We start from the raw sequence: 25,798 nt of genomic DNA on the forward strand, positions 1-25,798 counted from the left end.
CGCCGACGCGTGCAGTCTCGCGGGCAGGAGGGGTCGGGCGGGTCACGCGGGCAGGGGCGGGGTGCGCGGGGGGACGGTGCGGCGGGCACCGGTGGCCTCGAAGGCCGCGGCGAGGCGCAGCAGGGCGGTGTCGTCCCACGCGCGGCCCGCGAGGGTGAGACCCACGGGCATGCCGGTGTCGGCCATCGTGCCCATCGGCACGGTGACGGTCGGGATGCCCAGGTGCCGGGGCACGAGGTTGCCGTTGGCCACCCACACGCCGTTGCGCCAGGCCCGGTCTGCGGAGGCCGGGTTCACGTCGGCGTCAGCGGGCCCGACGTCCGCGACGGCGGGGAAGACCACGGCATCCAGGCCCAGGTCGTCCATCCACTGCTCCAGATCGACGCGGCGGGTCTCCTCGAGCCCGCGCAGCCCCTCCGCAAGGTGGGGGATCTGCGTCAGCACGGGCACTCCGTGCTCGCGCACGAACTGCGGGTAGTCGGCGATGTCGTCGTCGAACCCGTCGTAGCGGTCGGGCAGGGCGCCGGGCGGGTGCGGGAAGATCCGGGAACCGTCCACGTCGGCCAGCCGGTGCAGGGCCGGGTCCCCGTTGGCCTCGAGGAAGTCGTGCCACGCCCAGGATGAGAGGTCCACGATCTCCCGGTGCAGGTACTCCGCGCTCACCAGTCCGCGGGTGGCGACGGTGGGCGCTCCGGGCCGGTCGCCCTCGTAGTTGCTCACCACGGGGAAGTCGACCTCGACCACCGTGGCGCCGGCGGCCTCGAGGTCGCGCCGGGCCGCCTCCCACAGCGCGATCACGGAGGGGCGGGTCTCGATGCGCCGGCCGGTCGGGCCGCCGATGCCCGGGGAGTCGGCGGTGCCGGCCTCGGGGTCGGCGTTGACGTACATCCGCGGCACGCCCAGGCGCCGTCCTGCCAGGACGCCGGCGGCCGCGGCGGCGTGGGGCACCGCGAGAGCAGGGTAGGAGGCCGGCCGCACCGCCGAGGCGGCCGGGATGTCGACCCAGGGCTGCACGCGCCAGAAGTCCCCGCGGGTCTCGGGGTCGTCGGCGACCACCACGTCGAGGACCTCGAGCAGGTCGGCCATGGTGCGGGTGTGCGGGACGGCGACGTCCATGCTGGGCACCAGCGGCCAGTTGCCGCGCACCGAGATCACTCCGCGCGAGGGGGTGTAGGCGCACAGGGCGTTGTTGGAGGCCGGGGCGCGGCCCGACGACCAGGTCTCCTCGCCGAGGCCGAACACGGCGAAGCTCGCGGCTGTGGCCGTCCCGGAGCCGTTGGAGGAGCCGGACCCGAAGGCCGCGGTGAGGTAGGCCCCGTTGTAGGGGCTCTCGGCCCGGCCGTAGACCCCGCGCTGCATGCCGCCGTTGGCCATCGGGGGCATGTTGGTCAGCCCGAGCAGCACCGCGCCCCCGGCGCGCAGCCGCTCGATCGTGAAGGCGTCGCGCCGGGCCACGAGGTGCTCGAACGCGGGCGAGCCGGCTGCCACGGTGAGGCCGCGGACCTGGTAGCTGTCCTTGGCGGTGTACGGGATCCCGTCCAGGGGACCGAGCACCTCCCCGCGGGCCCGGCGCGCGTCGGAGGCGCGGGCCTCCTCCAGCGCCGCAGGGTTGTCCACGACGACGGCGTTGAGCTCCGGGCCGCCGCGGTCGTAGGCCGCGATGCGGGCGAGGTAGGCGGTGACCAGCTCCTCGCTGGTGGTGCGCCCGGCCTCGAGCGCCGCGCGCAGCCGCGCGATGCTCGCCTCCACGACGTCGATCGCGCGGCCGGGCCTGCCGTCGATCGTGGTGCCGGGCCTGTTGCTCAGGCTGCCGGAGGTGCTCATCGGGTGCCCTCCCCGTCCGTGGCGGCGCCGCGGGGCGACGGCTGCTGCTGGGTGATGCAGTGGATGCCGCCGCCGAACGCGAAGATGTCGCGGGCGTCGACCAGCTCGACGGCCCGGCCCGGATAGGCCTCGGCGAGGATCTCCGCGGCGAGGGCGTCGTGCGGGTCGTCGAAGGCGCACAGCACGACCACGCCGTTGGCGACGTAGTGGTTGATGTAGGAATAGTCCACGAACCCGTCGCCGGCGTCGAGCACGGTGGGCGCGGGGACGTCGACGACGCGCAGCCGGCGCCCGCGGGCGTCGGTGGCGTCCTCGAGCACCGCACGGATCTGCCGGGACACCTCGAAGTCGGGGTGGGCGGGGTCGTCCTGCCGGTGCACCAGGACGGTCCCCGGCCCGGCGAAGGCGGCAACGATGTCCACGTGGCCGCGGGTGCCGAACTCGTCGTAGTCGCGGGTGAGCCCGCGGGGCAGCCAGATCGCCCGGGACGTGCCCAGCCGGGCGTGGATCTCCGCTTCCACCTGCTCCTTCGTGGCGCCGGGGTTGCGGCCGGGGTCCAGCTGCACGGTCTCGGTGAGCAGGACGGTCCCCTCGCCGTCGACGTGGAACCCGCCGCCCTCGTTGACCAGGGTGCTGGCCCGCACCACGGCCCCGGACCGCTCGGCCACGAAACGGCCCAGGTGCTGGTCGTGGCCCCAGGCGGCCCACTCCTGGGCGCCCCAGCCGTTGAACACCCAGTCCACGGCGACCACGTCCCCGGCCGCGTCGTGGGCGAAGGTGGGCCCGGAGTCGCGCAGCCACGCGTCGTCGAGCGGAGCCGTCACGACGTCGATGCCCTCCCCCAGCGCGGCGCGGGCGGCGTCGGCGTCGGCGGGTGCGGCCACCACGGTGACGGGCTCGTGGCGGACGATCGTGCGGGCCACGGCCGCCCAGGCGCGCCGGGCGCGGTCGAGGGTCTCGCTGCCGGCAGGGCCGAAGGTGTCGTTGGGGGGCGGGAAGGCCATCCAGGTCCGCTCGTGCGGGGCCCACTCGGGGGGCATCACGGTGACCGCGGGGGTGACCGTCTCGGGGTCGGAACGGCTGTCGGCGCGGGTGGCAGGGTGCATGGTCTCGGTCTTCCTCGGGTCGTTCGGTGGTCCGGGTCGGGGGCGGATCGGGTCGCAGTCGTGGGGGGCGGACCGACGGCCCCGAGCTCGCGCCCGGGGCCGTCCGCCGGTCGGCTCAGTCGAGGACGGGCAGCTCGGTGGTCTCGAAGCGCTCCCGGAAGAAGGCGGGGTTGCGCCGGTACTGGACGAGCATGACGACGATGCCGAGCAGGAGCATGCCCACCCCGAGGATGAACACCAGGCCGACCCCGCCGATCGAGGACCCCGAACCGTACTCCGGGTCCATGGAGTCGTAGGACGTCTGGACGAAGAAGACCAGCAGCAGGATCCCGCCGAGAAGCGGGGCCAGGAACTTGGTCAGGAACGCCTTCGAGGTGCGGAAGGCCTCGCGGCGGAAGTACCACACGCAGGCCAGGGCGGTGACCCCGTAGTAGAAGCACACCATCATCCCCAGGGTGGTGATGGTGTCCCACAGGACGTTCTCGGAGACCACGCGCATGACGGCGTAGAACACCGAGGCGATGACGGCCGCCGCGATCGTGGCGTAGCCCGGGGACTGGAAGCGGGAGGTGATCCGGGCGTACTTCGCCGGGAGCGCGCCGTAGTGGCCCATGGCGAGCATGGTGCGCGCCGGGGAGATCATCGTGGACTGCAGCGACGCCGCCGAGGAGGACAGCACGGCGAGGGACATCAGGATCGCGAACGGCCCCATGACCGGCCCGGCGAGCGCCGCGAAGACGTTCTCCTGGATGTCCTCGTTGCCCAGGCCGAGCTCGGCGGACCCCACCCCCGAGTAGGACAGCACGGCGAGCGAGACGGCCATGTAGAGGGCGACGATGACGAGGATGGTCGCGATGGCCGAGCGGCCGGGCCCGGTGGTGGAGTCCTTGCTCTCCTCGTTGAGGGTGAGCACCACGTCCCAGCCCCAGTAGATGAACACGGACAGGGACACCCCCGCGGCGAACGCGGAGAAGGTCTCCACACCGAACGGGTTGAACCACTCGGCGCGCACGACGAGGCCCTCGAAGGCCGTGCCGCCGGCGACGTGGCCGAAGGCCGCGGCGGCGAACCACAGCAGGACGAGCAGCTGGAAGACGACCAGGACGTACTGCACCACCTTGGTGGCTTCCATGCCGCGGTAGGAGATCCAGGCCGCGGCCGCCACGAACGCCAGGCAGGTGGCCACGTTGACGGGCACGTTGCGGGTGAGCTCCGCGATGGCGTCGTTGCCGGTGATCTGGGCGAGGGCCAGGTAGAAGAAGTCCACGGCGATGCCGGCCAGGTTGGACAGCACGAGGATGGTCGCGGCGAGGAGGCCCCAGCTGCCCATCCACCCCACCCAGGGGCCGAAGGCCTTCGACACCCAGGTGAAGGTGGTGCCGGAGTCGGGCATGGCCCGGTTGAGCTGCCGGTATCCGACGGCCACGAGGAGCATGGGCACGAAGCCGACCAGCAGGATCGCCGGGAGATGGGTCCCCACCGCGGCGGCGGTGGGCCCGAGGGCGCCGGAGAGGGTGTAGGCGGGCGCGATGGTGGACACGCCGATGACCACGGAGCCGAGGAGGCCCACGGAGCCCTTGCTGAGCCCCTTCTCGTGGCGGGTGCTGCGCTCGTGGGCGAGCGGTGCGGTGCCGGTGCTCATGACGCGGCCTCCTTCTCGGTCTGGTCCGGAGCATCCTCCGGGAGGGGCCGGGGCACGACGACCATCGGCACCGGGATGTGCTTGAGCAGCCGGGCTGCGGTGGTGCCCAGGAAGGTCTGCCGCCCCTGGGCCAGGCGGGAGGAGCCGATGAGCAGGATCCCGCCCGGGGCCCAGTCGACGTCCTGGGCGGCCTTCTTGAGGGTCCGCCCGGAGGCGACCCGCACGGTCACGGGCCGGGTGCGGCGGGCCTCGGCCGCCGCGGCCTCCAGGTGCTCCTCGACGCGGCGGCGGGCCTGCTCGGTGGCGTCCGGGTCCGCGGCCTCTCCCTCGAGGAAGGAGAGCAGCTCCAGCTCCAGGCCGGAGCGCTCGACGGCCTCGACCGCCTCCCGGATGACCTGGTGCGCACCGGGGCGGGTGCCCACGGCGGCGTAGAGCCGGGTGATCGGCTCGTCCCCGGGATACCGGCGCGGGGCGAGGGCCACCGGGACCGGGGAGCTGTGCAGCAGCGAGTTCACCACGGAACCCAGGGTCAGGCGCCCGCCGCCCGTGCCGGCGCCGACCACGATCATCGCGGCCCCGAACTCGGTGGCGGCCTCGACCAGTCCGGCCGGCACGGACCGGGCCTCGCGCACGTGGGTGCGGGCCGTGACCTCCTCGGGCACCAGCGCGGCGGCCTCGCGCAGCCACTGGTGGGCCTGCCGGTGGAGCACCGGCGAGATGTCGCCCACCGGCGGGTAGACCTGCTGGTACGGGTCGTCCGTGCGCAGCACGAGGACGATCTCCAGCTCGGCGCCCACGTCGCGGGCGAGCGCGGCGCCCAGCCGCACGGCGTCGCGGCTGCGGCGGTCGCCGCTGCAGCCGATGACGTAGCGCGGCACCCCGGCGGTGGTCATCGCCCCGCTCCCGTCAGCGCGCCGGCGCGGAGGATCCCGTCCGCCGCGGCGCGGCCCTGGCGCAGGGCCCCGTCGACGTGCTGGTAGCCCTCGGCGGCGAGGTCGGAGCAGGCCCAGCGGATCGGGCCCACCGGGGTGGCCTGGTGCGCGCCGTAGCGGTGCAGCCCGCCGAGGTCGTAGCTGGCGGCGTAGGCGCCGCGGGTCCACTCCTCGGAGCCGAAGTCGGACTCGTAGTAGACCACCGGCTCCAGCGCCTCCTCGCCGAGGTAGCGGGCGAGGGACTCGAGGATCAGCCGGCGGCGCTCCTCGGCGGGCAGGGCGAGGACCGCGTCGGCCTTCTCGTCGGAGACGAAGCCCACCAGGGTGCCCCGCGGGTCCTCGTGGTTGGTGTTGTCGTAGACCTCCTGGCACAGCTCGTGGGCGCCGAAGCCGGTGCCGGAGAGGCCCTGGGCCCGCCAGAACGGCGTCTCGTACACCGCGTGCACCTTGATCACCAGGCCCAGGGACTGGTGCTGGTGCATCTGGTGCTGCAGCCGCGGCAGGGGCGGCTCGAAGGAGATCCGGGAGTAGAGGTTCGGCGGGACGGCCACGACCACGTCGCGGGCGACCACGGTGAGCCGGTCGGACCAGACGGTCACGGGGGTCCCGGGCACGTGCTCGGCGTAGGTCTGCCCCTCGCCGGCCCAGCGGATGGTCCGCACCGGGGTGTTCAGGAACACGACGTCCTCCCCGAGCTCGGCGGCCATGGTCTCGGAGACGGACTGCATGCCGCCGACCACGCGGCGGTCCAGGATGAAGTCCTCGTCCACGAGGTGGGAGAAGGACCCGGCGGAGGCGGCCATCAGCACGGCCTGCAGCGCGGAGAACGCGTGCGCCGGCTTGGTGAGCATCCCGCCGGCCACGAAGATGCCGATGTTGTCGCAGGCGGCCTCGTCCGAGGACTGCTGCCGCAGCCAGGAGGAGAAGGAGATCGTGTCCAGCTCCCGGGCCAGCGGGTGCGCCCACGGCTGCGCCACGCCGATCTGCTCGACCAGCCCGTCGAGGATCCCGACGAGCCGCTCCATCTCGGCGATCGTGGACTCCCCGGCGGGGAACATCGACCCGGTGTAGGTGTGGCGGGCGCCGTCGGGGGCGAGATAGACGGACTCGCCCTCGCGGTAGCGCTGGTAGGTGCCCAGGCCGAGCTCGTCGACGAGGGCGAGCAGCTCGGTCTGGTCCGGGGAGATCCACTGCCCGCCGAGCTCGAGGAAGGCGCCCTCGACGGTCTGCGACCAGGTGCGCCCGCCCACGCGGTCGCGGGCCTCCAGGACGGCCACGGTGCGCCCGGCGGCCACGAGCGCGCGGGCGGCCATCAGCCCCGCGGGACCGGCTCCCACGACGACGACGTCGCGCTCGATCGCGGTCTCGCTGCCCAGGGTGCGTTGATCGGTCACGGTGTTCTCCTTCACACTAAAATGAACTTGATTCATTAAGCGGGAGCGCACCGGGACCCGTCAAGAGCCGCAACAAGAAATTCACACAGCGGGTCCGCCCCGCTGCGGGAACGCTACTTCTTGGTCCGCCGGCTCCCGGCGTGCCAGTCCTCCTCGGCCCCGGGGCGGTCCGGGGCGGCTCCGAGTCCCCGCAGCTGCGGCTGCTCCCGGAGGCTGCGCTTGAGCTCGGCGAAGCCGGGGAAGCGGGCGAGCGCCACCACGTGGTCCCACAGCTCGAGGGCCTCGTCCTCCCCCGGGAGCCGGCTGATGACCGGGCCGAAGAAGGCCACGCCCTCCGGGGGGCCGAAGTGGATGATCGGCGTGCCCACGTCCCGGCCCGTCAGGGTCAGCGCCTCCTCGGTCTCGGCCCGGACCACCGCGTCCAGGGACTCGTCGTCGAGGGCGGCGGCCAGTGCGGCCGGGAGCCCGGCGGCCTCCAGGACCGGCTCGAGGAAGGCCGGTGTGGCGCGGCGGTCCTTCCCGGGCGTCCCGGGGTCGGGCACCGGGTCGGCGTCGAAGGTGTGCGCCCCGAGGGCCTCGTACAGCCGCCCCACGGCCTCGCGGCCGTGCTCGGCGCGGGTGCGGGCGGCCACCCGCAGCAGGTGCAGGCCGGCCGTGTGGCCGGCCTCGTACTCGGGCGGGAACCACGCGTCGTAGTCCACGTGCTCGTTGAGCAGGCGCAGGGAGATGAACCGCCAGTCCACCCGGTGGTCCCTCCGGGCTGCGACCGTGCGGACCCACTTGCTGGTCAGCCAGGCGAACGGGCAGGTGGGGTCGAAGTAGAAGTGCAGGTCGGCGTCCGTCATCGTCCACACGCTAGGACCGCCCCGGGCGGCGGTCAAGGATCCGGGCGGCCGCGGACACGGCCGCCCGGCCGCCGACCTAGACTCGACCTGACCGCCCGCCCCCGGCGGCCGCCCCCGGCGGCACCGGGACCCGCAGCACCGACTCCAGGAGGACACCGCCCATGGCTCCCGCCCGAACCCCTCCTCGGCGCCGCGGGCGCCCGAGCCAGCCGGTGCTCTCCGAGGAGCGGATCACCAGCGCCGCCATCAAGATCGTGGCCACCCGGGGCTACCAGCACCTCACCATGACGGAGCTCGCCCGCGAGCTGAAGGTCTCCACCTCGGCGCTGTACAACCACACGTCCTCGAAGCGCGACGTGCTGATCCGCGTCCAGGACCGGATCAACCAGGGCATCGACCGCTCCGGCTTCGGCAGCCTCCCGTGGGACGGGGCCCTCGAGCGCTGGGCACGGTCCTACCGGGACTGCTACGCCCAGCACACGGCGATGATCCCGATCATGGCCGTGCTGCCGGTGGCGGACTCCCCGCACACCCTGGAGATGTACGAGGCCGTGGCCCGGGGGCTCGCGGACGCCGGCTGGGCGCGCGGCGACATCGCCGACGTGATCGTCTCGGTCGAGTCCCTGGTCTTCGGCGCCGCCTACGACGCCACCGCGCCGGCCGACATCTTCGACCCCGGGGAGCGCTCGGACCTGGCCCCGGTGTTCGCCGACGCCGTGCGGGCCCGCCCCGCGGACGCGGCGGCGGCGGCCGACGAGGCGTTCGACGTGGCCCTGCGCGCCATGCTGGACGGCCTGCGCCTGCGCCTGGCGGCCGGGCGGGACTGACCCGCCCGGCCCGCTCAGACGTCCAGGGCGTGCATGACGTGCTTGACCTGGGTGTACTCCTCGACCGAGTAGAGGGAGAGGTCCTTGCCGTAGCCGGAGTTCTTGAACCCGCCGTGCGGCATCTCGGAGGTCAGCATGACGTGGGTGTTGACCCACACGCAGCCGAACTCGAGGTCGCGGGAGACCCGCATGGCCGTGCCGTGGTCGGTGGTCCACACGCTCGAGGCCAGCGCGTAGTCCACGTCGTTGGCGAGCTCGAGCGCCTCTTCCTCCGTGCTGAAGGGCTGCACGGTGAGCACCGGGCCGAAGGTCTCCTCCTGCACGAGGGCGTCGTCCTGGTGGACCCCGGTCACCACGGTGGGCTCGAAGAAGTAGCCGGGGGCTCCCTCGACCGGCTTCCCGCCGGTGACCACGGTCGCGTGCCCGGGCAGGTCGGCGAGCTTGCGGCAGACGTCCTCGAAGTGCCGGACGTTGTTGAGCGGGCCGTAGAAGTTCTTGGACTCGTCCGGGTCCCCGGTCACGATGTCCCGGGCGGCCGCGGCCAGCAGCCGCACGAACTCGTCGTGGGCGCTGTCCTGGACCAGGATGCGGGTCACCGCGGTGCAGTCCTGGCCGGCGTTGAAGGTGCCGAACTCGACGAGGGCCCTGGCGGCGGCGGGCAGGTCGGCGTCCGCGAACACGACGGCGGGCGCCTTGCCGCCCAGCTCGAGGTGGCCGCGGGTGAGGTTCTGCGCCGCGGCCAGGGCCACCGCGCGGCCGGCGCGCACGGAGCCGGTGATGGAGACCATGGAGGGCGTGCGGTGGGCGGTCATGAGCGCCCCCGTGGAGCCGTCCCCCAGGAGGATGTTCACCACGCCGGCGGGGAAGATGCCGTCGATGAGCCGGGCCAGCACGAGGGTGGACTCGGGCGTGGTGTCCGAGGGCTTGAGGACCACGGTGTTGCCCGCGGCCAGCGCGGGGCCGAGCTTCCAGATCGCCATGAGCAGCGGGTAGTTCCAGGGGGTGACCTGCGCGACGACGCCGACCGGCTCGCGCCGCACGTAGGAGGTGTGCTCGCCCATGTACTCCGCGGCGGCCTTGCCCTCGAGGGTGCGGGCCGCGCCGGCGAAGAAGCGCAGGTTGTCGGCGCCGGCGGCGACCTCCTCGTCCGCGATCATCTGGCGGGGCTGGCCGGTGTTGCGGTGCTGGGCGTCGACGAGCTCGGAGCTGTGCGCCTCGAGCGCGTCCGCGAGCCGGAGCAGCATGAGCTGGCGCTCGCTCGGGGTGGTGCGCTTCCAGGTCCGGAAGGCCTTCTTGGCGGCGGCGAAGGCCTGGTCCACGTCCGTGGCGTCGGAGACCGGGGAGACGGCCACCGTCTTCCCGGTGGCCGGGTCGACCACGTCGATCCGGCCGGTGCCGTGGGCGTCGACGAAGGCGCCGTCGACGTAGTTCTGCAGGACGTCGCTCATGGTGGGGTCTCCTCTGCGGGCGGGAACACGGTGCCGCCCACTCTAAATGATCGGGTTTCATTTTAGTAGGCTCCGGAGTGACCGGCAGCACAACTCTAGCGCCGCTGCGGCGGGCAGAAGTCCCCCCGGTGCGGGCTCACCACCCCCGGCTGCCCGGGCCGCCCTTGAACGGGCCGATCACCCGGGAGGTGATCCAGCCGCCGTAGAACCCGCCCTCCTGCGGGACCACCCGCTCCCCGTCGACCAGGCACCGGCCCATCGCCCCGGGCAGCACCGCCACGTGCCCCCGCAGGGACCCGAAGCCGGGCGCCGGATCGGGATAGGTCCACGCGGCGCGCGGGGCGCTCCGCCGCCCGCCCTGCACGTCGAACCAGGCCGCCGCGCCCTTCCACTCGCACCACGAGGCCCCCTCGCAGGGGCGGAGGCTGCCCTCGGCGAAGGCCGCGCGGGGCAGGTAGTAGGCCGGCGGGTGGCTGGTCTCCAGCACCCGGAGGGCGGCCGTGGTGGCGGCGATGCAGGTCCCGCCCAGCCAGACCTCGACCCGCTCCGGGGTGGGCTCGACCCGGGGCGGGCGCGGGTAGTCCCACACGGACTCCTGGCCGGGACCCGGGGTCCGGGGCCGTGGTCTGCTCATGCGCGCTCCGTCCGGACGCCCCGCCCGTCACGGCCCACCGGCCGGCCACGGGACGTCACAATGTGCTGAGGGATGCATCACTATGCTACGGCGCGTGACGGCACCCTGGAAATGCTTGCCGCGGAAATAATATGATCTTCGGGTGCTTATCTCAGGTCTCCTCATCGGCGCCGCCCTCGGGTTCGTCCTCCAGCGCGGCCGTTTCTGCGTCACCGGCGCGTTCCGCGACGTCTGGATCGCGAAGAACACGTGGTGGCTGTCCGCCCTGTTCGTGGCCATCGCGGTCCAGTCGGTCGGAGTGTGGGTGCTCGACGCCCTCGGCGTGATCACCCTCTCCTCCACCGGCTTCGCGTGGCTGGCCACGATCGTCGGCGGCTTCGTCTTCGGCTTCGGCATCGTCCTCGCCGGCGGCTGCGCCACCGGCACCTACTACCGAGCGGGCGAGGGCCTCGTCGGCTCCTGGTTCGCCCTGCTCTTCTACGCCCTGTTCGCGGCGATCTCCAAGTACGGCCCGCTCGCCGGGACCACGCAGGCGCTGCGCGGGATCACGACCGAGCACGGCACGATCCACGAGACCCTGCACGTCTCCCCGTGGATCCTGGTCGCCCTGCTGGTCGCGGTCGCGGCTCTCTGGGCACGCCACCACCTCACCAAGCCCCGGATGAAGGTCGCCACCCTTCCGCCGGAGCGGACGGGCCTCAACCACCTGCTGTTCGAGAAGGCCTGGAACCCGTTCGCGACCGCCGTGGTGATCGGCCTCATCGCGCTCGCCGCCTGGCCCGCCAGCTGGGCCACCGGCCGCGAGTTCGGCCTGGGCATCACGGGCCCCTCGGCCAACATCGCCAACTACCTCACCACCGGTGACCTCGAGATGGTCGACTGGGGCGTGCTGCTGGTGGTCGGCATCCTGGTCGGGTCGTTCATCGCGGCCAAGGGATCCGGCGAGTTCAAGATCCGCGTCCCCGACGCGCAGACGATCGTCCGGTCCATCGCCGGCGGCGCCCTGATGGGCATCGGCGCGGCCTGGGCCGGCGGCTGCACCATCGGCAACGGGCTCGTCGAGACCTCGATGTTCTCGTGGCAGGGCTGGATCGGCCTGGGCGCCATGATCCTCGGCACCGGGGCCGCCGCCAAGATCTTCATCGCCCCCCGCAAGAAGTCCGCCGCCCCGGGCCGCGTCCCGGCCGGCGTCTGACCCCCACCCACCCCGACCCCCAGGAGGCACTCCTCATGGCACAGCACATCCTCGAGACCGACGGTCTCGTCTGCCCGTTCCCCGTCGTCGAGGCGAAGGCCGCGATGGCCGAGATGCCCGCCGGCGACGAGCTCGTCATCAACTTCGACTGCACGCAGGGCACCGAGGCCATCCCGCGCTGGGCGGCCGAGAACGGCTACCCCGTCACGCAGTTCTCCAAGCGCGGCGCGGCCGAGTGGTCGATCACCGTGCAGAAGGCCTGAGCCCCGGGCACCGCACGCCCCGGGCCCCGACGACGGACCCCCGCGACCGAGCTGATCGGTCGCGGGGGTCCGTCGTCGCCGCCGGGGAGCGGCCCGGCGCCGCCCGGCCCACGACCCCGGACGGCAGCCGGCGGGGCCGCCCGCCGGCCTCGGCTCACCGCACCGCCGGGGCGCGCTCCGGAGCGGTCGCGCCGGCCTCCTCGAAGGGGCGCAGCCGCAGCAGCGCGAGAGCCGCCAGGACCACGACCGCGGCCACGCCCACGTACAGGGCGGTCGGGCTCCACCCGGCGTCGAGCAGCGCGCCCACCGCGATGGGGGCGAGGATCGCCCCGGCCCGGCCCACGCCGATCCCCCAGCCCACGCCGGTGGTCCGGATCCCGGGCTCGTAGGTCTGCGGCGCGACCGTGTACAGCCCGGCGATGCAGCCGTTGATGAGCATCCCCACCAGCACCCCGCTCGCGAAGGCGAGCAGCGGCACGGAGGTGGTCGTGATGAACACGACGAGGGTGAGCGCCGAGAGGACCGTGAAGACCATGAGCGTGGCCCGCGCCTCCCAGCGGGTCGTGAGCACGCCGTACAGCAGGGAGCCGAAGGTGCCGCCCATGGTGAGCATGAGCCCGCCGACGATGCCCTGCTGCTCGGTCATCCCGGACTCCACCAGCAGGCGGGGCGTCCAGGAGTTCGCGAAGTAGAAGCCGAACATGATGACGAAGAAGGAGATCCACAGCAGGAGGCTGGCGGTGCGATAGCGCGGGCTCAGCAGCGTGGCCACGGCGCCCTGCCGTCGGCCGGTGGCGACCGGGGCGGGGCCGAGCTCCACCTCGCCGGAGAGCCGGATCCGCCGGGCGATGCGCTGCAGCTTCGGCAGGGCGCCGGCCGGGCGCCGGGTGCGGAGGTAGTCGACCGACTCGGGCATCAGGGCGAGCACGAGCCCGATCGCCACCAGCGTGAGGAGGCCGCCGGTGAGGAACACGGAGCGCCAGCCGAAGGCGGGGATCAGCTGGGTCGCGCCCATGCCTCCGAGCGTGGCGCCCACGCCGTAGCCCGCGGTGAAGATGCTCACGGCCATGCCGCGGCGCCGGGCGCTGGCGTACTCGCTGGTGAGGACCGTGGCCGAGGCGAGGATGCCGCCCACCCCCAGGCCGGTGACCACGCGCCAGGCCCCGAGCGCCGTCGCGGAGTCCGCGGTGGTGGACAGGAACAGTCCCAGGGCGTTGACGGCCAGCGCCACGACGAGGATCGTGCGCCGGCCGTACCGGTCCGCGAACGGGCCGAGGACGAGCGAGCCCACGGCCATGCCGATGAGGCCGGCGCTGAGCAGCCAGCCCAGCTGGGCGCCGGAGAGGCCGAACTCCTCGGTCACGGACGTGGCCGTGAAGGCCATCGCGAGGACGTCGTAGCCGTCGAGGGCGTTGAGGAACGTGGCCACCGCGATGATGAGCCACTGGTAGGACGACATCTTCGATGCGTCGATCTGGTGTCGGATGTCCATGGCGGGCCTCTCAGGGGACGTCGATGGTGAGGACGGCGCTCGGGCGCTCGTCGGAGGTGGTCACGGGGGCGGCCGGCACGGCGCGGGAGACGCAGCAGCACATGGCGGTGCCGGGCTCCTTCTGCCGGTCCGAGTAGAACACGTCGCGGTGGTCGATCCGCGCGGCCCGGTCGAGGACCTTGACCTGGCACAGCCCGCACTCGCCCTTGCGGCAGTCGGACATCATGTCCACGCCCTCCCTCTCCAGGGCCTCGAGCATGGACTCGTCGGAGCCGACGACGGCCTCGACGCCCAGGCGCGGGATGCGCACGAGGAAGGGCTGGGCCTCGAACCAGCCGCTGTTGCCGAAGGTCTCGTAGCGCAGGCCGGTCCGGTCGAGTCCGCGCTCGGCCCAGGCGCGGCGCACCGCGTCCATGAGCCGGATGGGCCCGCACATGTAGAGCTCCGCGCCCTCGGGCACCCCGGCCACGAGGCCGTCCACGTCGAGGGCTCCGCCCTCGTCGTCCACGTGTGCCTGCAGCCGGTCGCCGTGCAGGGCGGCCAGCTCCTCCAGGTAGGCCATGGCGGGGCGGGAGCGGCCGGCGTAGACGAGGCGGTAGTCCGCCCCGAGACGGCGCAGCAGCGCCGCCATCCCGGCGACCGCGGTGATGCCGATGCCCCCGGCGAGCAGGACGTAGGAGGGCGCGCCGATGCGCAGGGGGAAGTTCTGCAGCGGCTGGGTGATCTCGAGGGTCTGCCCGGCCCCGATCGAGTGCATGAACACGGACCCGCCGCGGGAGGCCGGGGTGCGGAAGACGCTGAGCGCCAGTTCGGACCCGTCGGCGGCGGCGTCCACCACGGAGTAGGAGCGCACGACGGGCGCCCCGTCGACGAGGACGCGGACGTCCACGTGCTCCCCGGGCCTCGTGGGACGGGGCAGTTCGGGGCGCAGGACGATGCGCCGGATGCCCGTGGCGATCTCCTCGACCGTGACGACGACCGCGCGCTGCCAGACCTGGTGGTGGGAGTCAGCCATGACCGTTCCGTCCGCTCAGGCGCCGGAGGCGGCGGTCGGGACGGCCGCGGCGCGGCCCTCGGCCTGGAGCGCCCGCTCGAGGAGACGGCGCACCCACATCCCGCCCATGTCGATGTTGAGGTTGTAGAACTCGTGCTCCGGGTTGGCGTCGATGGCCGCCTGCTGGGCCTGCAGCATGGCCTCGTCCTCGCCGAACACCCCGTGCACGCCCTGGCGCAGCTGCGTGGTGATGAGCTGGCTGTCCAGGCGGTAGTTGCGCATGAACGCCCAGAAGTAGTGGCTGGAGCGGCCCGTCTCCGGGGTGATCGTGTTCATCACGTAGCCGTTGACCCCGCGGGAGCGGTCGCCCTCGGGCGCGCCGGTGCCGGCCTCGGCCACGCCGACGTCGATGCAGATGGTGGAGGGGAAGTAGTAGTGGATGATCTGCCAGCGGTCCACCTTCCCCTCGAAACCGGGAAACCGGTCCCGCATGTTCTTCCGCCAGAAGGGCGGGGCGTCGATGTTGCGCATCCAGCGCGTCACGGTCACGGAGCGCTCGTCGTGGGTGGTCTCGAACTCCGCCTCGGAGAGCTCCTCCTGGCCGATGCTGGAGGAGTGCACGAACTCCTCGTGGGTGAGGTCCATGAGGTTGTCGAGGACGAGCTGGTAGTTGCAGGGTGCATGGATGGTCTCCCCGTCGCCGGCCCACTCCGGGCTGTCCATCTGGTGCATGTCCGGCACGAGCGTGGGGTCGGCCAGGGTGGGGTCGCCGAGCCACACCCACACGAACCGGTAGCGCTCCAGCACCGGGAAGGACGGCACCGTCGCGGAGGGGTTGAGCGTCTCCTGCGCCGGCATCGCGGTGCAGCGTCCGGCGGCGTTGTAGCGCAGCCCGTGGTACGGGCACTGGATCTCGTCCCGGCCCACCAGCTTGCCCTGGGACAGCGGAGCCAGGCGGTGCCAGCAGGCGTCGGCGAGCGCGACGGCGCGGCCGTCCTGGGTCCGGTACAGGGCCAGGGGCCGGCCCGCGACGGTGCGGGAGAGGATCCCCTTGCCGGTGATCTCGTGGTCCCATCCGGCCACGTACCAGGCGTTGAGCGGATGGGACAGGAGCTTGGCGGTCGTGGTGGTCCGCGTGGCGGTGACGGTCATGGTGCGGTCCTCTGCTGGGCGGTCGGGATGAGCACGAACAAATAACTACATGCATAGATAGTTTGTGGCGTGGAACACAGATTAGCTATGCAGATAGTTGTTGACAAGGGTCACGGCCCGCCGATCGGACTAGGCTCGGGGGGACGATCCACCGCTTCCCGGAAGGAGCCACCCGTGAGCCTCCGTTCGGCCCTGCTGGCGCTGCTCTCCTCCGGCCCGCTGACGGGCTACGACGTGGTCAAGCAGTTCAGGACCTCGGTGGGCCACGTCTGGCACGCCCCCGACTCGCAGATCTACCCGGAGCTGCGGAAGATGCACGCGGAGGGGCTGCTCTCGAGCCGGCCGGTCCCCTGGGGATCCCGCGGGGCCACCAAGACCGAGTACACGATCACCCCCGAGGGGGAGCGCGCCCTGCGGGAGTGGCAGGACACCCCGCTGGACTACGTCCGGGAACGCGATCCCGCCCAGCTCAAGGCCGCCTACTTCGAATGGGCCTCCCCCGGGGCGGCGGCCGCGCAGCTGCGCGCGCACATCGAGCACTACCGGCAGCAGCGCGCGCAGGCCCTCGAGCAGATCCGGGCGCTCGAGGACCGCACGAACCCCACGCTCGCCCGGCGTCTGGCGGCCAACCCGGAGGACCAGTGGGAGCGGATCACCCGGTTCAAGGTCTTCGCCTACGAGGGGCAGGTGGCCCGCGCCGAGCAGGAGATCGCGTGGGCCGAGCGCGGCCTGCGCCTGCTGGCGGAACTGGGCGAGCTGGACGGGCCCGGCGCGCGGGAGACGTCCTGACGGCGGCCCCGGCCGCGGGTGCGTAGGCTGGCCGCAGTCCCGTCTCCGGCCGAAGGACCCGTCATGACCCGCGCGCCGCTGTCCCGCCTGCTCACCCCCGTCCTGTGCGCCGGGCTGCTCCTGGCGGGCTGCGCCCAGGACACCGGCCCAGGGGCGGCGGCCACGCCCGCGGCGGACGGGAGCTCGTCGTCGTCCGCCCCCTCCCCGACGCCGTCCCCCACTCCCACCGCCACCCCCGAGGAGCCCGCCGAGCTGATCGGCGGGGGCACCGAGGTGTTCCCCGGGCGCCGGATGGTGGCCCTCTACGGGCAGCCCGGCACCCCCGCCCTGGGGGCGCTCGGCGAGCAGGGCCCCGAGGAGTCCGCGCTCCGGGCGAAGGAACTGGCCGCGCAGTACGAGCCCTTCAGCGAGGAGCCGGTGGTCCCGGCGTTCGAGATCATCGCGACCACGGCCTCGGCGGAGCCCGGCGAGGACGGGGACTACTCGCGGGAGTCCACCGTGGAGGACCTGCGCCCCTACGTGGAGGCCGCGGCGGAGCACGACGTCTACGTGGTGCTCGACCTGCAGCCCGGCCACCAGGACTTCCTGAGCCAGGCGCAGCAGTACGAGGAGCTGCTGCGCCTGCCCAACGTGGGACTGGCCCTGGACCCGGAGTGGCGGCTCGCGCCCGGGCAGGTGCACCTGGCGCAGATCGGCTCGGTGGACGCGGCCGAGATCAACGCGACGACGGCGTGGCTGGCCGACCTCACCGCCCGCCACGGGCTGCCGCAGAAGGTGGTGCTGCTGCACCAGTTCGCGGAGTCGATGATTCCGGACCGGCACCTGGTGGACGCCTCGCGCCCGGAGCTCGCGCTCGTGCTGCACGCCGACGGCCACGGCACGCCGGAACTGAAGATGGGGACGTGGGAGCGGCTGCAGCAGGGCCTGCCCCCGGGGATCCGGATGGCGTGGAAGAACTTCTACGACGAGGACACCCCCACCTTCACCCCGGAGCAGACGTTCGCGATCGAGCCGCGGCCCTGGTTCGTCTCATATCAGTGACCCCTCGGCCCCCGGGGAGCTCCTGCCTACGATGAGGAGAGCGGACGGGCAGCCCGCCGGTCCGCCGATCGAGGAGGACCCCATGAAGGCGCTCGTCTACCACGGACCGGGGCACAGGGCGTGGGAGGACGTCCCGGCCCCCACGATCCAGGACCCGACCGACGTGATCGCGAAGGTCGACACGACGACCATCTGCGGCACCGACCTGCACATCCTCAAGGGCGACGTCCCGGCGGTGACCGACGGCCGGATCCTGGGCCACGAGGCGATCGGCACGATCACCGAGGTCGGCGGCGCCGTGACCGGCCTGGCGGCCGGCGACCGGATCATCATCCCCGCCATCACCAACTGCGGGAAGTGCTCCTACTGCAAGAACAACCAGCCGTCCCACTGCCGGACGCTCGGGGGCGTGGGCTGGGTCTTCGGCCACCTCATCGACGGCACGCAGGCCGAGTACGTCCGCGTCCCGTTCGCGGAGACCTCCGTGCACAAGGTCCCGGAGGGCCTCGACGACGAGGACGTCCTGTTCCTCACCGACGCCCTGCCCACGGGCTTCGAGATCGGAATCCTCAACGGCAGCACGAAGCCCGGTGACACGGTCGCGATCGTCGGGGCGGGCCCGGTGGGCCTGGGCGCGGTGATGACCGCCAACCTCTGCGGCGCGGGGCGGGTGATCACCGTGGACCTCGACGAGAACCGGATGGACAAGGCGCTCGAGCTCGGCGCCACCGACAAGGTCAACGCGGGGGACCCGGACGCCGTCGAACGGATCAGGGCCCTGTCCCCGGACGGGCTCGGCGTGGACGTGGCCATCGAGGCCGTCGGGATCCCGCAGACGTTCCGGACCTGCCTGGACGTCGTGCGGCCCTACGGGACCGTGGCCAACGCCGGGGTGCACGGCAGGCCGGTCGAGCTGCCGCTGGACCGGCTGTGGATCTCCAACGTCCGGATCACCACGGGCCTCGTCGACTGCCGCACCGTGGGCAACCTGCTCAACATGGTCCGCTCCGGCCGGCTCGACGCGAAGGCGATGGCCACGCACCGCTTCACGATGTCCCAGATGGAGGAGGCCTACGACCTGTTCGGCAACGCCGCGCAGCACCGGGCGGTGAAGGTCGTCATCCGCGCCGACTGAGCGGTTGCTAGCGTGTGGCCGTGCGGACCGACAGACTCCAGAGCCCCCGGCAGCGGAAGACCATCGACCGGCTGGCCCGCTGGCTCACACGCACCCACGGCGCGGACCCGGGGTGGGACGCCCTGGTGCTGGACGTCCTCAGCGTGGGCCGGGACCTGCGCCTGCAGGTGCGGGAGGTCCGCGGCGGCACCACGTCCTGCCACCCCGTGGACGCCGCCGGGCGGCGCGGCGCCCCGCAACGGCTGGTCCGTGCCCTCCAGGACGACTACGCCGACCTCGTCGACGGTTCCTGGCTCTCGGCCACCCTGCTCGTCACGGTCTCCGAACGGCGCTGGGACCGGCCCGGGGTGGAGCTGGTGCTCAACTACACCGACGAGCCGCGTCTCCCGGCGCACGCCCCGCACCCGGTCGCGGCCGAGGACTGGCGGCGGCACCTGCTCCGCTACCGGAGGATGGACCGGAGGATCCCCGGCTGGCTGCGGCAGCGCCTGACCGAGGCCGGCCTCGAGGTGCCCGAGCGCTGACCCGGGCCGTTCGCCGTGCGGGAACAACCGGCCCGTCACCCCCGGATGCTGTTCCTTCAGCATGCTGAGGGGTCTAGGCTGGGGGCACCTGTTCACCGACCGGAGGGAGATTCCATGGGACTCGGAGACAAGATCAGCAACGCCGCGGAAAAGGCGGGCGGTGCTGCGAAGGAAAAGGTCGGCGACGCCACCGACAACCGCGACCTCCAGGCCGAGGGCCAGGCGGACAAGCTGTCCGGCAGCGCCAAGCAGGCCGGCGAGAACGTCAAGGACGCGGGCAAGAACTTCAAGGACGGCATCTAGCACCACGGTTCAGCCGTCGAACCACCAGGAGGGCCCCGGCGTCGTGCGCGACGCCGGGGCCCTCCGCCGTGTCCTGCTCGTGCGCCCCGCCCGGCCCCGGCGCGCGGGCACACGCCGACTCCCGGTTGCAGGAGCACAGCATGGCTAGCCTGGGGCCATGCCGCAGACCATTCCGGAGTGCCCCGAGTTCCCGCCCGGCTTCGAGGCGGAGCAGTGCGTCTGGCGCGCCCTGCGGGCGCAGCTGCCGGCGGACGCGGTCCTGATCTCCGGCCAGCGCATCACCGGTGACGTCGATGCGGAGCTCGACCTGCTCGTGCTCTGGCCCGGGGTGGGCAACGCGGTGATCGAGGTCAAGGGCGGACAGGTCGCGCTGCGCGACGGGCAGTGGCACCAGTCCGGCAGGGACGGATCGCACCGGCTGAGGCGCTCGCCGCTGGACCAGGCCCGATCCGGGATGCACGCCCTCCTGGAGTACCTCAAGCCTCGGCTGTCCCGCGGGCCCGGCCGCACCACCTTCTTCGCGGCGCTGTCCTACACCCGCCTGCCCCAGGGCTGGGACGCCCCCGACGCCCCGCGCGACCGGCTGCTCGACAGCACCGACCTGGACGGCGTCGCCGAACGGCTGCGCCAGGTGCTGCGCCGCAGCACGCAGGCCTACAGCCCGCCCGACCGGGCCACCGTGGAGCTGGTCGTGAAGAACCTGCGCCGCACGCACCTGTCCCTGCGCAACGTGCAGGAGCTGGCGCGGGAGCTGGAGGACTCCGGCAACCAGCTCACCCGCGACCAGGAGCGGACCCTGTCCCTGCTGCGCTGGCAGCACCGGGCCCAGATCACCGGGGGTGCCGGCTCCGGCAAGACCCACCTGGCGATGCTGAAGGCCCGCCGGCTGACCCGCGACGGGTTCCGCACCGCTCTGGTGTGCTACTCCCGGGGTCTCGGGCGGTACTTCCAGCTGATGTCCCGGGCCTGGCCGGACGCGGAGCGCCCGGCCTACATCGGGCTGTTCCATCAGCTGCCCGTCGAGTGGGGCGCCGAGCCCGGCGAGGACGACGACCCCGACCACTGGGAGCGCCGGCTCCCCCGGCGGCTCGGGGAGCTGGCCGCCGAGCAGCCGGAGGAGTGCCGGTTCGACGCGATCATCGTGGACGAGGCCCAGGACTTCGGGGAGCTGTGGTGGGAGGCGCTCGTGCAGTGCTTCAAGGACCCGGAGCAGGGCGTGCTGTTCGTGTTCACCGACGAGCACCAGCGGATCTTCGACCGCGACGGGCAGGCCCCGATCGACCTCAACCCGTTCCCGCTGGACGACAACCTGCGCAACACCTCGACCATCGCCCGGGCCTTCGCCCCGCTCGCCTGGGAGGCGCAGCGGTGCCGGAACGCGGAGGGACCGGCGGTGCGGTTCGTGGACGTCGAGCCGGGGGCGGTCCTGGACCTCGCCGACGACGCCGTGGTCGCCCTCCAGCACGAGGGCTGGGACCCGGGCCGGATCGCCCTGCTGACCACCGGCAGGCGTCACCCGGTGCAGCGGGAGATCGTGGAGGCCGAGGGGTTCGGGGCCTACTGGGACGGGCACTTCGCGGAGGAGGACGTGTTCTACGGGCACGTCCTGGGCTTCAAGGGCCTCGAGCGCTCGGCCGTGGTCCTGGCGGTCAACGGGTTCCACGACATGGCCCGTGCCCGGCACATGGTCTACGTGGGCATGTCCCGCGCACGGTCGCTGCTCGTCGTCGTCGGCCCGCGGGAGGTCGTGGAGGAGGCTGCCGGCCCGGAGCTGCTGGCCGCCCTCGACGCCGGTGAGGCATGGCGCCCGCCGGCCGGGTGAGCACCCCGCCGGGCGGGGGACGGGCCGGCTACCGCGTGCGGTCCGTGTCCTCGACGCCGGACTCCACCCCGGCGAGCTCCTCCTGGGCGCCGTGCCCGGTGCGCGCCCGGGTGCGGGCGTCGACGGCCAGGAGGACGAGGACGACGACGCACCCCGCGGCGGCGGCGAGCAGCTGCAGCCACCAGTCCCCCTCGGGGGCGAGCAGGGTGCGGTCCTCGAGCTGCCACGGCCACAGGGTGCGCAGGGCGCCGAGCATCAGGCCGGTGAGGGCCAGCATGGTCACCCGGTGGTGGCGGTCCAGCAACCACTGCAGGCCCTTCACGATCACGACCATGCCGAGGGCGGCGCCCAGGAGGAACAGGGACAGGTAGCCGAGATCGAGCTCGTCCACGGCCCGCAGGGTCGGCTGGTAGAGCCCGATGGTCAGCAGCAGGAAGGACCCGGAGAGCCCGGGCAGCAGCAGCGCGGACACGGCGACCATGGCCGCCAGGACGACGAGCAGGGGCGCGGGGGCCACCGTGGTGGGCGGCACGGAGACCAGCACGAACGCCAGGACGGTCGCGGCCGCCACCACCGCCGCGTCCCGGACGCGCAGGGCCCCGCCCGCCAGGCGCAGGGGCACGCCGACGGAGGCCAGGACCATGCCGAAGAACAGCGCGCGCATGGTGACCGGGTGCTCCTCCACGAGGTGGCTCATCGGCCCGGCCACGGTCAGCAGGGCCGCGACCATGCCGATCGCCACGGGGAGCACGATCCGCCACTCGACCCGGGCGAGGTGGTGCCTCGCCCCGGCGGCGCGGTCGGGGCCCAGCAGGAGACGCTTCCCCGCGGAGACCACGTGGCCGGCCGAGTTGATCAGCTCGTCGTAGATGCCCACCACCAGGGCCACGGTGCCGCCGCTGACGCCGGGGACGGTCTCGACCACCCCGATCAGCGCGCCGCGCACCACGTTGCCCGGGAGGCTGCGACGGACGGGGCCGCCGGCGCCGAGCGCCCCGGCGGAGGCGGCCCCGGCGGAGGTGGCCCCGGACTGCGCGGCGGGGAGGACGCCGGAGGGCGTCGAGGGATGGTCCGGGGCGGGGGAAGCGGGCACGGGGACTCCTGGGCGAGGGAACGGCATGGGCGCTTGCCAGGCTACCGGCACCGGCCGGGCATGCCGCGGCGGGGCCGCCCGTAGACTGGCCCGACCCTTCGTGCCCCCGACCCAGGAGCCCTCCCATGAGTCCCGACCACGTCGGTTTCGCCCTCGTCCTGCTCGCCGCGCTCTTCCTGGTGGGGAAGTGGTTGCGGGTCAAGGTGCGGTGGATCCAGAAGATCTTCCTGCCCAGCTCCATCATCGTGGGCTTCCTCGCCCTGCTGGCGGGCCCCCAGGTGCTCGGCCGGGTCGGGGAGGCGGCGGGCGTCGGCTGGCTCGCGGACGGCGGGCTGTTCACCCCGGAGATCCTCGAGGTCTGGTCCGCGCTGCCCGGCCTGCTGATCAGCGTGGTCTTCGCGACCCTCTTCCTCGGCGCCACGATCCCCGGGCCACGGCGCGTGGCCAAGCTCGCGGGCCCGCAGCTGTCGGTGGGCCTGGCCTTCGGCTCCGGGCAGTACGTGGTGGGGCTGCTGCTGGTGGTGCTGGTGCTCACCCCGCTGTTCGGCATCTCCCCCATGGCCGGGACGCTCATCGAGATCGGCTTCGAGGGCGGCCACGGCACGGCCGCCGGCATGCGCGGCGTCATGGAGGAGGTGGGCTTCGCCGACGGCGCGGACCTGGCCCTGGGCATGGCCACCATCGGCCTCGTGGGCGGGATCGTCATCGGCATCGCGGTGATCAACTGGGGTGTGCGGACCGGGCGCACCCGGGTGTTCCAGGGCGACGTCGAGCAGTCCGTGGAGGAGCAGAAAGGTCTCTACCGCCGCGACGAGAACATCCCCGCGGCCATGATGACCTCCCGCCCGGCGTCCATCGAGCCGCTGACGCTGCACGTGGCCGTCGTGGGCATCGCGATCCTCATCGGCTACCTCATGCTCACCGCCCTGCAGCGGATCGAGCAGGCCCTGTGGGCGGACACCGTGGAGCTGCTCGCCTTCGTGCCGCTCTTCCCCCTGGCCATGCTGGGCGGTGTGGTGGTGCAGCTGGTCATGGACCGGCGCGGCATCGGCCATCTGCTGGACCACCAGATGATGCTGCGCATCCAGGGCCTCGCCCTCGACTTCCTGATCCTCGCCGCGATCGCCACCCTGTCCCTGACCGCGATCGCCGCGAACTGGGAGGCCTTCCTGGTCCTCTCCCTCGCGGGCGTCGTGTTCTGCACCGCCTTCCTGCTCTACTTCGTGCCCAAGGTCATTCCCGACTACTGGCTCGAACGCGGCATCGGGGACTTCGGGCAGTCCATGGGCGTGACGGCCACCGGCCTGATCCTCATGCGCATCGCCGACCCGCACGACGAGAGCCCGGCCATGGAGGCCTTCGGCTACAAGCAGCTGTTCTTCGAGCCGTTCTTCGGCGGCGGCCTGGTCACGGCCGCCTCGGTGCCGCTGATCTACCAGTTCGGCCCGTGGCCGCTACTCGTGGTCATGTCGGTGGTGTTCGTGGCCGCCCTCGGCGGCGGCATCGCCCACCGCCGTCGGCTCGTGGCCCGCGGGGAGGCCCGCCCGCCGGCCGTCCGGGCGTAACCCGGCCCCGGTCCGTGGCAGGGCCCCCGGAGGGGTGGCAGACTCGTGCTCCACCGCCCGTCGAGGGGATCCGGCCATGACCACCGCGCTGCTCGCCACCGACCACGGACAGATGCCCGCCCACGTGGCGGTGCCCGCCACGCCGCCGCCCTGGCCCGGGGTGGTCGTGGTGCACGACTTCACCGGGATGAGCCAGGACCTGCGCCACCAGGCGGACTGGCTGGCGCAGGAGGGCTTCCTCGCCGTGGCCCCCGACCTCTTCCACTGGGGCGGCCGGCTGCGCTGCCTGCGCACGGTGCTGAAGGACATCGGCGCCCGGCGCGGGCGCACGTTCGACGACGTGGAGGCGGCCCGCTCCTGGCTCGCCGCCCGCCCCGACTGCACCGGGCGGATCGGCGTCATCGGCTTCTGCATGGGCGGCGGCTACGCCCTCGCGCTGGCCGCGGAGCACGGCTTCGCGGTCTCCAGCACGAACTACGGCGGCTGTCCCGAGGGAGCGGAGGAGTGGCTGCCGCGGGCCTGCCCGATCGTGGGCAGCTACGGCGGCGCGGACGGCTCGCCCCTGGGCGCGGACGCCGGGCGCCGGCTGGAGGGCATCCTCACCGAGACCGGGGTGGAGCACGACATCAGGATCTACCCCGGGGTAGGCCATGGCTTCATGAACGACCACGACCCCGCCGACCTCACTCCCCTGCTGCGGGTCCTGGGCCGGTTCAGCCGCACCGCCTACGACGACCCCGCCACCCAGGACGCCCGGCGGCGGATCGCCGCCTTCTTCGACCGGCACCTGCGGGAGGACGCCCCGGCGCCCCCGTGATCCGGTGGCGCAACGACCCGGCGGCGTCGAGCAGGAACTCCTCGTCCGGGGGGCGGGACCGGCAGGATGGGTCCATGAGCATCCTCATCGGCCTGGACATCGGCGGCACCAAGACCCACGGCCTGCGCGCCGAGGGCGGCACGGTGGCGCAGGAGGCGTTCGGCGGCAGCGCGAACGTGCAGAACGTCAGCCGTGACGCGGCGGCCTCCGTCCTGGCGCAGGTCCTCGCCGAGCTGGGGGCCGCGGCCGCGGACGTCGTGGTGGCGGGCGCCGGCGGGGTGGACACCGCGGCCGACGCGGAGGCGCTGCGCGGGCTGATCGCCCCGCACGCGGGCCGGGCCCGCGTCGTCGTGGTGCACGACACCCGGCTCGTGCTGGCCGCCGGGGGCTGCCGCACGGGGATCGCGGTCATCGCCGGCACGGGCTCCGCCGCGTGGGGGACCGCACCCGACGGGCGGGAGGCCCGCGCCGGGGGCTGGGGCCACCTGCTCGGCGACGAGGGCAGCGGCTACTGGATGGGCCGGGAGCTGGTGCGCCGCGCGCTCGCCCGGCACGACGACGGGCGGGTCCCCGACGCCCTGGACCGGGCGGTCCTCGACCGCTGCGGCCTCGCCGAGCCCGGCGGGCTCATCGAACGCTTCCACACGCTCCCCGAGCGCGGGTTCTGGGCGGACCTCTCCCGGGTGGCGTTCGCCGCGGCCGAGCAGGACGAGGACGCGATGCGGCTGGTGGACCGCACCGCGGACGCCCTGGCGGAGCTCGCCGCGACCGTGTCCCGGCGCCTGGCGCTGAGCGGGCCGGTGGTGGTCGGCGGCGGCCTCGCGGTGCACCAGCCGCTGCTGCGGGAGCGCCTCCGGGAGGCCGCCGCGCGGCGCGGGCTCGGAGAGGTGCGGGTGCTCGACCGCGCGCCCGTGCACGGCGCGCTGCGCCTGGCGGACCGATCGTGAGCGGGGACGGCGGC

Annotated in this window: 24 protein-coding genes; 12 read left to right on the top strand and 12 right to left on the bottom strand. The window is 73.4% G+C overall.

All coding sequences use genetic code 11. The features are described 5' to 3' along the window. Nucleotides 1–42: 42 nt before the first annotated feature. The 6 genes from AYX06_RS08960 to AYX06_RS08985 all read right to left on the bottom strand — a co-directional run bounded on the left by AYX06_RS08960 (nt 43) and on the right by AYX06_RS08985 (nt 7,743). Complete coding sequence (locus AYX06_RS08960; protein WP_084271534.1) at nt 43–1,824, bottom strand: amidase; 1,782 nt, start codon at nt 1,822–1,824, stop codon at nt 43–45. Beyond that, nucleotides 1,821–2,864, bottom strand: coding sequence for an agmatine deiminase family protein (locus AYX06_RS08965; protein ID WP_084271748.1), 1,044 nt, complete (start codon nt 2,862–2,864; stop codon nt 1,821–1,823). Before AYX06_RS08965 ends, AYX06_RS08960 begins: the two co-directional genes overlap by 4 nt. 181 nt (nt 2,865–3,045) lie before the next feature. Further along, the gene (locus AYX06_RS08970) at nt 3,046–4,572 is read right to left on the bottom strand and encodes an APC family permease (RefSeq protein WP_062735480.1); all 1,527 of its coding nucleotides are present in this window, start codon (nt 4,570–4,572) and stop codon (nt 3,046–3,048) included. Next, nucleotides 4,569–5,465, bottom strand: a complete 897-nt coding sequence (locus tag AYX06_RS08975) for a universal stress protein (protein WP_062735481.1) — start codon at nt 5,463–5,465, stop codon at nt 4,569–4,571. The genes AYX06_RS08970 and AYX06_RS08975 overlap by 4 nt, the downstream gene beginning before the upstream one ends. Beyond that, nucleotides 5,462–6,898, bottom strand: coding sequence for a flavin monoamine oxidase family protein (locus AYX06_RS08980; protein WP_186815598.1), 1,437 nt, complete (start codon nt 6,896–6,898; stop codon nt 5,462–5,464). Before AYX06_RS08980 ends, AYX06_RS08975 begins: the two co-directional genes overlap by 4 nt. 113 nt (nt 6,899–7,011) lie before the next feature. After that, complete coding sequence (locus AYX06_RS08985) at nt 7,012–7,743, bottom strand: DsbA family protein (RefSeq protein WP_062735483.1); 732 nt, start codon at nt 7,741–7,743, stop codon at nt 7,012–7,014. Nucleotides 7,744–7,904: 161 nt separating this feature from the next. Here AYX06_RS08985 and AYX06_RS08990 point away from each other — a divergent pair, with 161 nt between their 5' ends. Beyond that, complete coding sequence (locus tag AYX06_RS08990) at nt 7,905–8,570, top strand: TetR/AcrR family transcriptional regulator (protein WP_062735484.1); 666 nt, start codon at nt 7,905–7,907, stop codon at nt 8,568–8,570. 14 nt (nt 8,571–8,584) lie between these two features. Here the strand turns inward: AYX06_RS08990 and AYX06_RS08995 are convergent, their stop codons facing one another. Both AYX06_RS08995 and AYX06_RS09000 read right to left on the bottom strand, forming a co-directional pair. Then, nucleotides 8,585–10,018, bottom strand: coding sequence for a gamma-aminobutyraldehyde dehydrogenase (locus AYX06_RS08995; protein ID WP_062735485.1), 1,434 nt, complete (start codon nt 10,016–10,018; stop codon nt 8,585–8,587). A 136-nt stretch (nt 10,019–10,154) separates the two neighbouring features. Next, a complete protein-coding gene (locus AYX06_RS09000) occupies nt 10,155–10,652 on the bottom strand; it encodes a DUF427 domain-containing protein (RefSeq protein WP_062735486.1) in 498 nt (165 codons plus the stop codon). 142 nt (nt 10,653–10,794) lie between these two features. On the opposite strand from AYX06_RS09000, the gene AYX06_RS09005 reads away from it, so the two are divergent. Together AYX06_RS09005 and AYX06_RS09010 are read left to right on the top strand one after the other, a co-directional pair. Then, entirely contained in the window at nt 10,795–11,847 is a 1,053-nt protein-coding gene (locus AYX06_RS09005) for a YeeE/YedE family protein (RefSeq protein WP_062735487.1), read from the top strand. A gap of 35 nt (nt 11,848–11,882) precedes the next feature. Next, nucleotides 11,883–12,110 carry a sulfurtransferase TusA family protein gene (locus AYX06_RS09010; RefSeq protein ID WP_017833997.1) on the top strand — a complete coding sequence of 76 codons (228 nt, stop codon included), beginning with the start codon at nt 11,883–11,885 and terminating at the stop codon, nt 12,108–12,110. Nucleotides 12,111–12,264: 154 nt separating this feature from the next. On the opposite strand, the gene AYX06_RS09015 is transcribed toward AYX06_RS09010, so the two are convergent. From AYX06_RS09015 to AYX06_RS09025, 3 genes are read right to left on the bottom strand one after another with little or no spacing between them, the layout of a single operon-like run. Then, complete coding sequence (locus AYX06_RS09015; RefSeq protein ID WP_062735488.1) at nt 12,265–13,602, bottom strand: MFS transporter; 1,338 nt, start codon at nt 13,600–13,602, stop codon at nt 12,265–12,267. A gap of 10 nt (nt 13,603–13,612) precedes the next feature. Continuing rightward, entirely contained in the window at nt 13,613–14,617 is a 1,005-nt protein-coding gene (locus AYX06_RS09020; RefSeq protein WP_062735489.1) for a PDR/VanB family oxidoreductase, read from the bottom strand. A gap of 15 nt (nt 14,618–14,632) precedes the next feature. After that, the gene (locus tag AYX06_RS09025; protein ID WP_062735490.1) at nt 14,633–15,748 is read right to left on the bottom strand and encodes an aromatic ring-hydroxylating dioxygenase subunit alpha; all 1,116 of its coding nucleotides are present in this window, start codon (nt 15,746–15,748) and stop codon (nt 14,633–14,635) included. Nucleotides 15,749–15,922: 174 nt separating this feature from the next. On the opposite strand from AYX06_RS09025, the gene AYX06_RS09030 reads away from it, so the two are divergent. The 6 genes from AYX06_RS09030 to AYX06_RS09055 all read left to right on the top strand — a co-directional run bounded on the left by AYX06_RS09030 (nt 15,923) and on the right by AYX06_RS09055 (nt 21,362). Next, nucleotides 15,923–16,537 carry a PadR family transcriptional regulator gene (locus tag AYX06_RS09030; RefSeq protein ID WP_062735491.1) on the top strand — a complete coding sequence of 205 codons (615 nt, stop codon included), beginning with the start codon at nt 15,923–15,925 and terminating at the stop codon, nt 16,535–16,537. A gap of 63 nt (nt 16,538–16,600) precedes the next feature. Beyond that, nucleotides 16,601–17,578, top strand: a complete 978-nt coding sequence (locus tag AYX06_RS09035) for a hypothetical protein (protein ID WP_062735492.1) — start codon at nt 16,601–16,603, stop codon at nt 17,576–17,578. Nucleotides 17,579–17,660: 82 nt separating this feature from the next. After that, nucleotides 17,661–18,713 carry an alcohol dehydrogenase catalytic domain-containing protein gene (locus AYX06_RS09040; RefSeq protein ID WP_062735493.1) on the top strand — a complete coding sequence of 351 codons (1,053 nt, stop codon included), beginning with the start codon at nt 17,661–17,663 and terminating at the stop codon, nt 18,711–18,713. Nucleotides 18,714–18,733: 20 nt separating this feature from the next. Beyond that, the gene (locus AYX06_RS09045) at nt 18,734–19,237 is read left to right on the top strand and encodes a hypothetical protein (protein WP_147017345.1); all 504 of its coding nucleotides are present in this window, start codon (nt 18,734–18,736) and stop codon (nt 19,235–19,237) included. 114 nt (nt 19,238–19,351) lie between these two features. Further along, complete coding sequence (locus AYX06_RS09050) at nt 19,352–19,540, top strand: CsbD family protein (protein ID WP_062735495.1); 189 nt, start codon at nt 19,352–19,354, stop codon at nt 19,538–19,540. 157 nt (nt 19,541–19,697) lie between these two features. Then, the gene (locus AYX06_RS09055) at nt 19,698–21,362 is read left to right on the top strand and encodes an NERD domain-containing protein (RefSeq protein WP_062735496.1); all 1,665 of its coding nucleotides are present in this window, start codon (nt 19,698–19,700) and stop codon (nt 21,360–21,362) included. Nucleotides 21,363–21,390: 28 nt separating this feature from the next. Here AYX06_RS09055 and AYX06_RS09060 read toward each other — a convergent pair whose 3' ends face one another. Next, nucleotides 21,391–22,455, bottom strand: a complete 1,065-nt coding sequence (locus tag AYX06_RS09060; RefSeq protein WP_232319272.1) for a DUF368 domain-containing protein — start codon at nt 22,453–22,455, stop codon at nt 21,391–21,393. Nucleotides 22,456–22,580: 125 nt separating this feature from the next. Here AYX06_RS09060 and AYX06_RS09065 point away from each other — a divergent pair, with 125 nt between their 5' ends. The 3 genes from AYX06_RS09065 to AYX06_RS09075 all read left to right on the top strand — a co-directional run bounded on the left by AYX06_RS09065 (nt 22,581) and on the right by AYX06_RS09075 (nt 25,784). Further along, nucleotides 22,581–24,020, top strand: coding sequence for a sodium/glutamate symporter (locus tag AYX06_RS09065; RefSeq protein WP_062735498.1), 1,440 nt, complete (start codon nt 22,581–22,583; stop codon nt 24,018–24,020). 76 nt (nt 24,021–24,096) lie between these two features. After that, entirely contained in the window at nt 24,097–24,837 is a 741-nt protein-coding gene (locus AYX06_RS09070; RefSeq protein WP_062735499.1) for a dienelactone hydrolase family protein, read from the top strand. A 74-nt stretch (nt 24,838–24,911) separates the two neighbouring features. Beyond that, nucleotides 24,912–25,784, top strand: a complete 873-nt coding sequence (locus AYX06_RS09075; RefSeq protein ID WP_062735500.1) for an N-acetylglucosamine kinase — start codon at nt 24,912–24,914, stop codon at nt 25,782–25,784. The last annotated feature ends 14 nt before the right edge of the window (nt 25,785–25,798 follow it).

Source organism: Kocuria turfanensis, from assembly GCF_001580365.1.
Classification (GTDB): Bacteria; Actinomycetota; Actinomycetes; order Actinomycetales; family Micrococcaceae; genus Kocuria; species Kocuria turfanensis.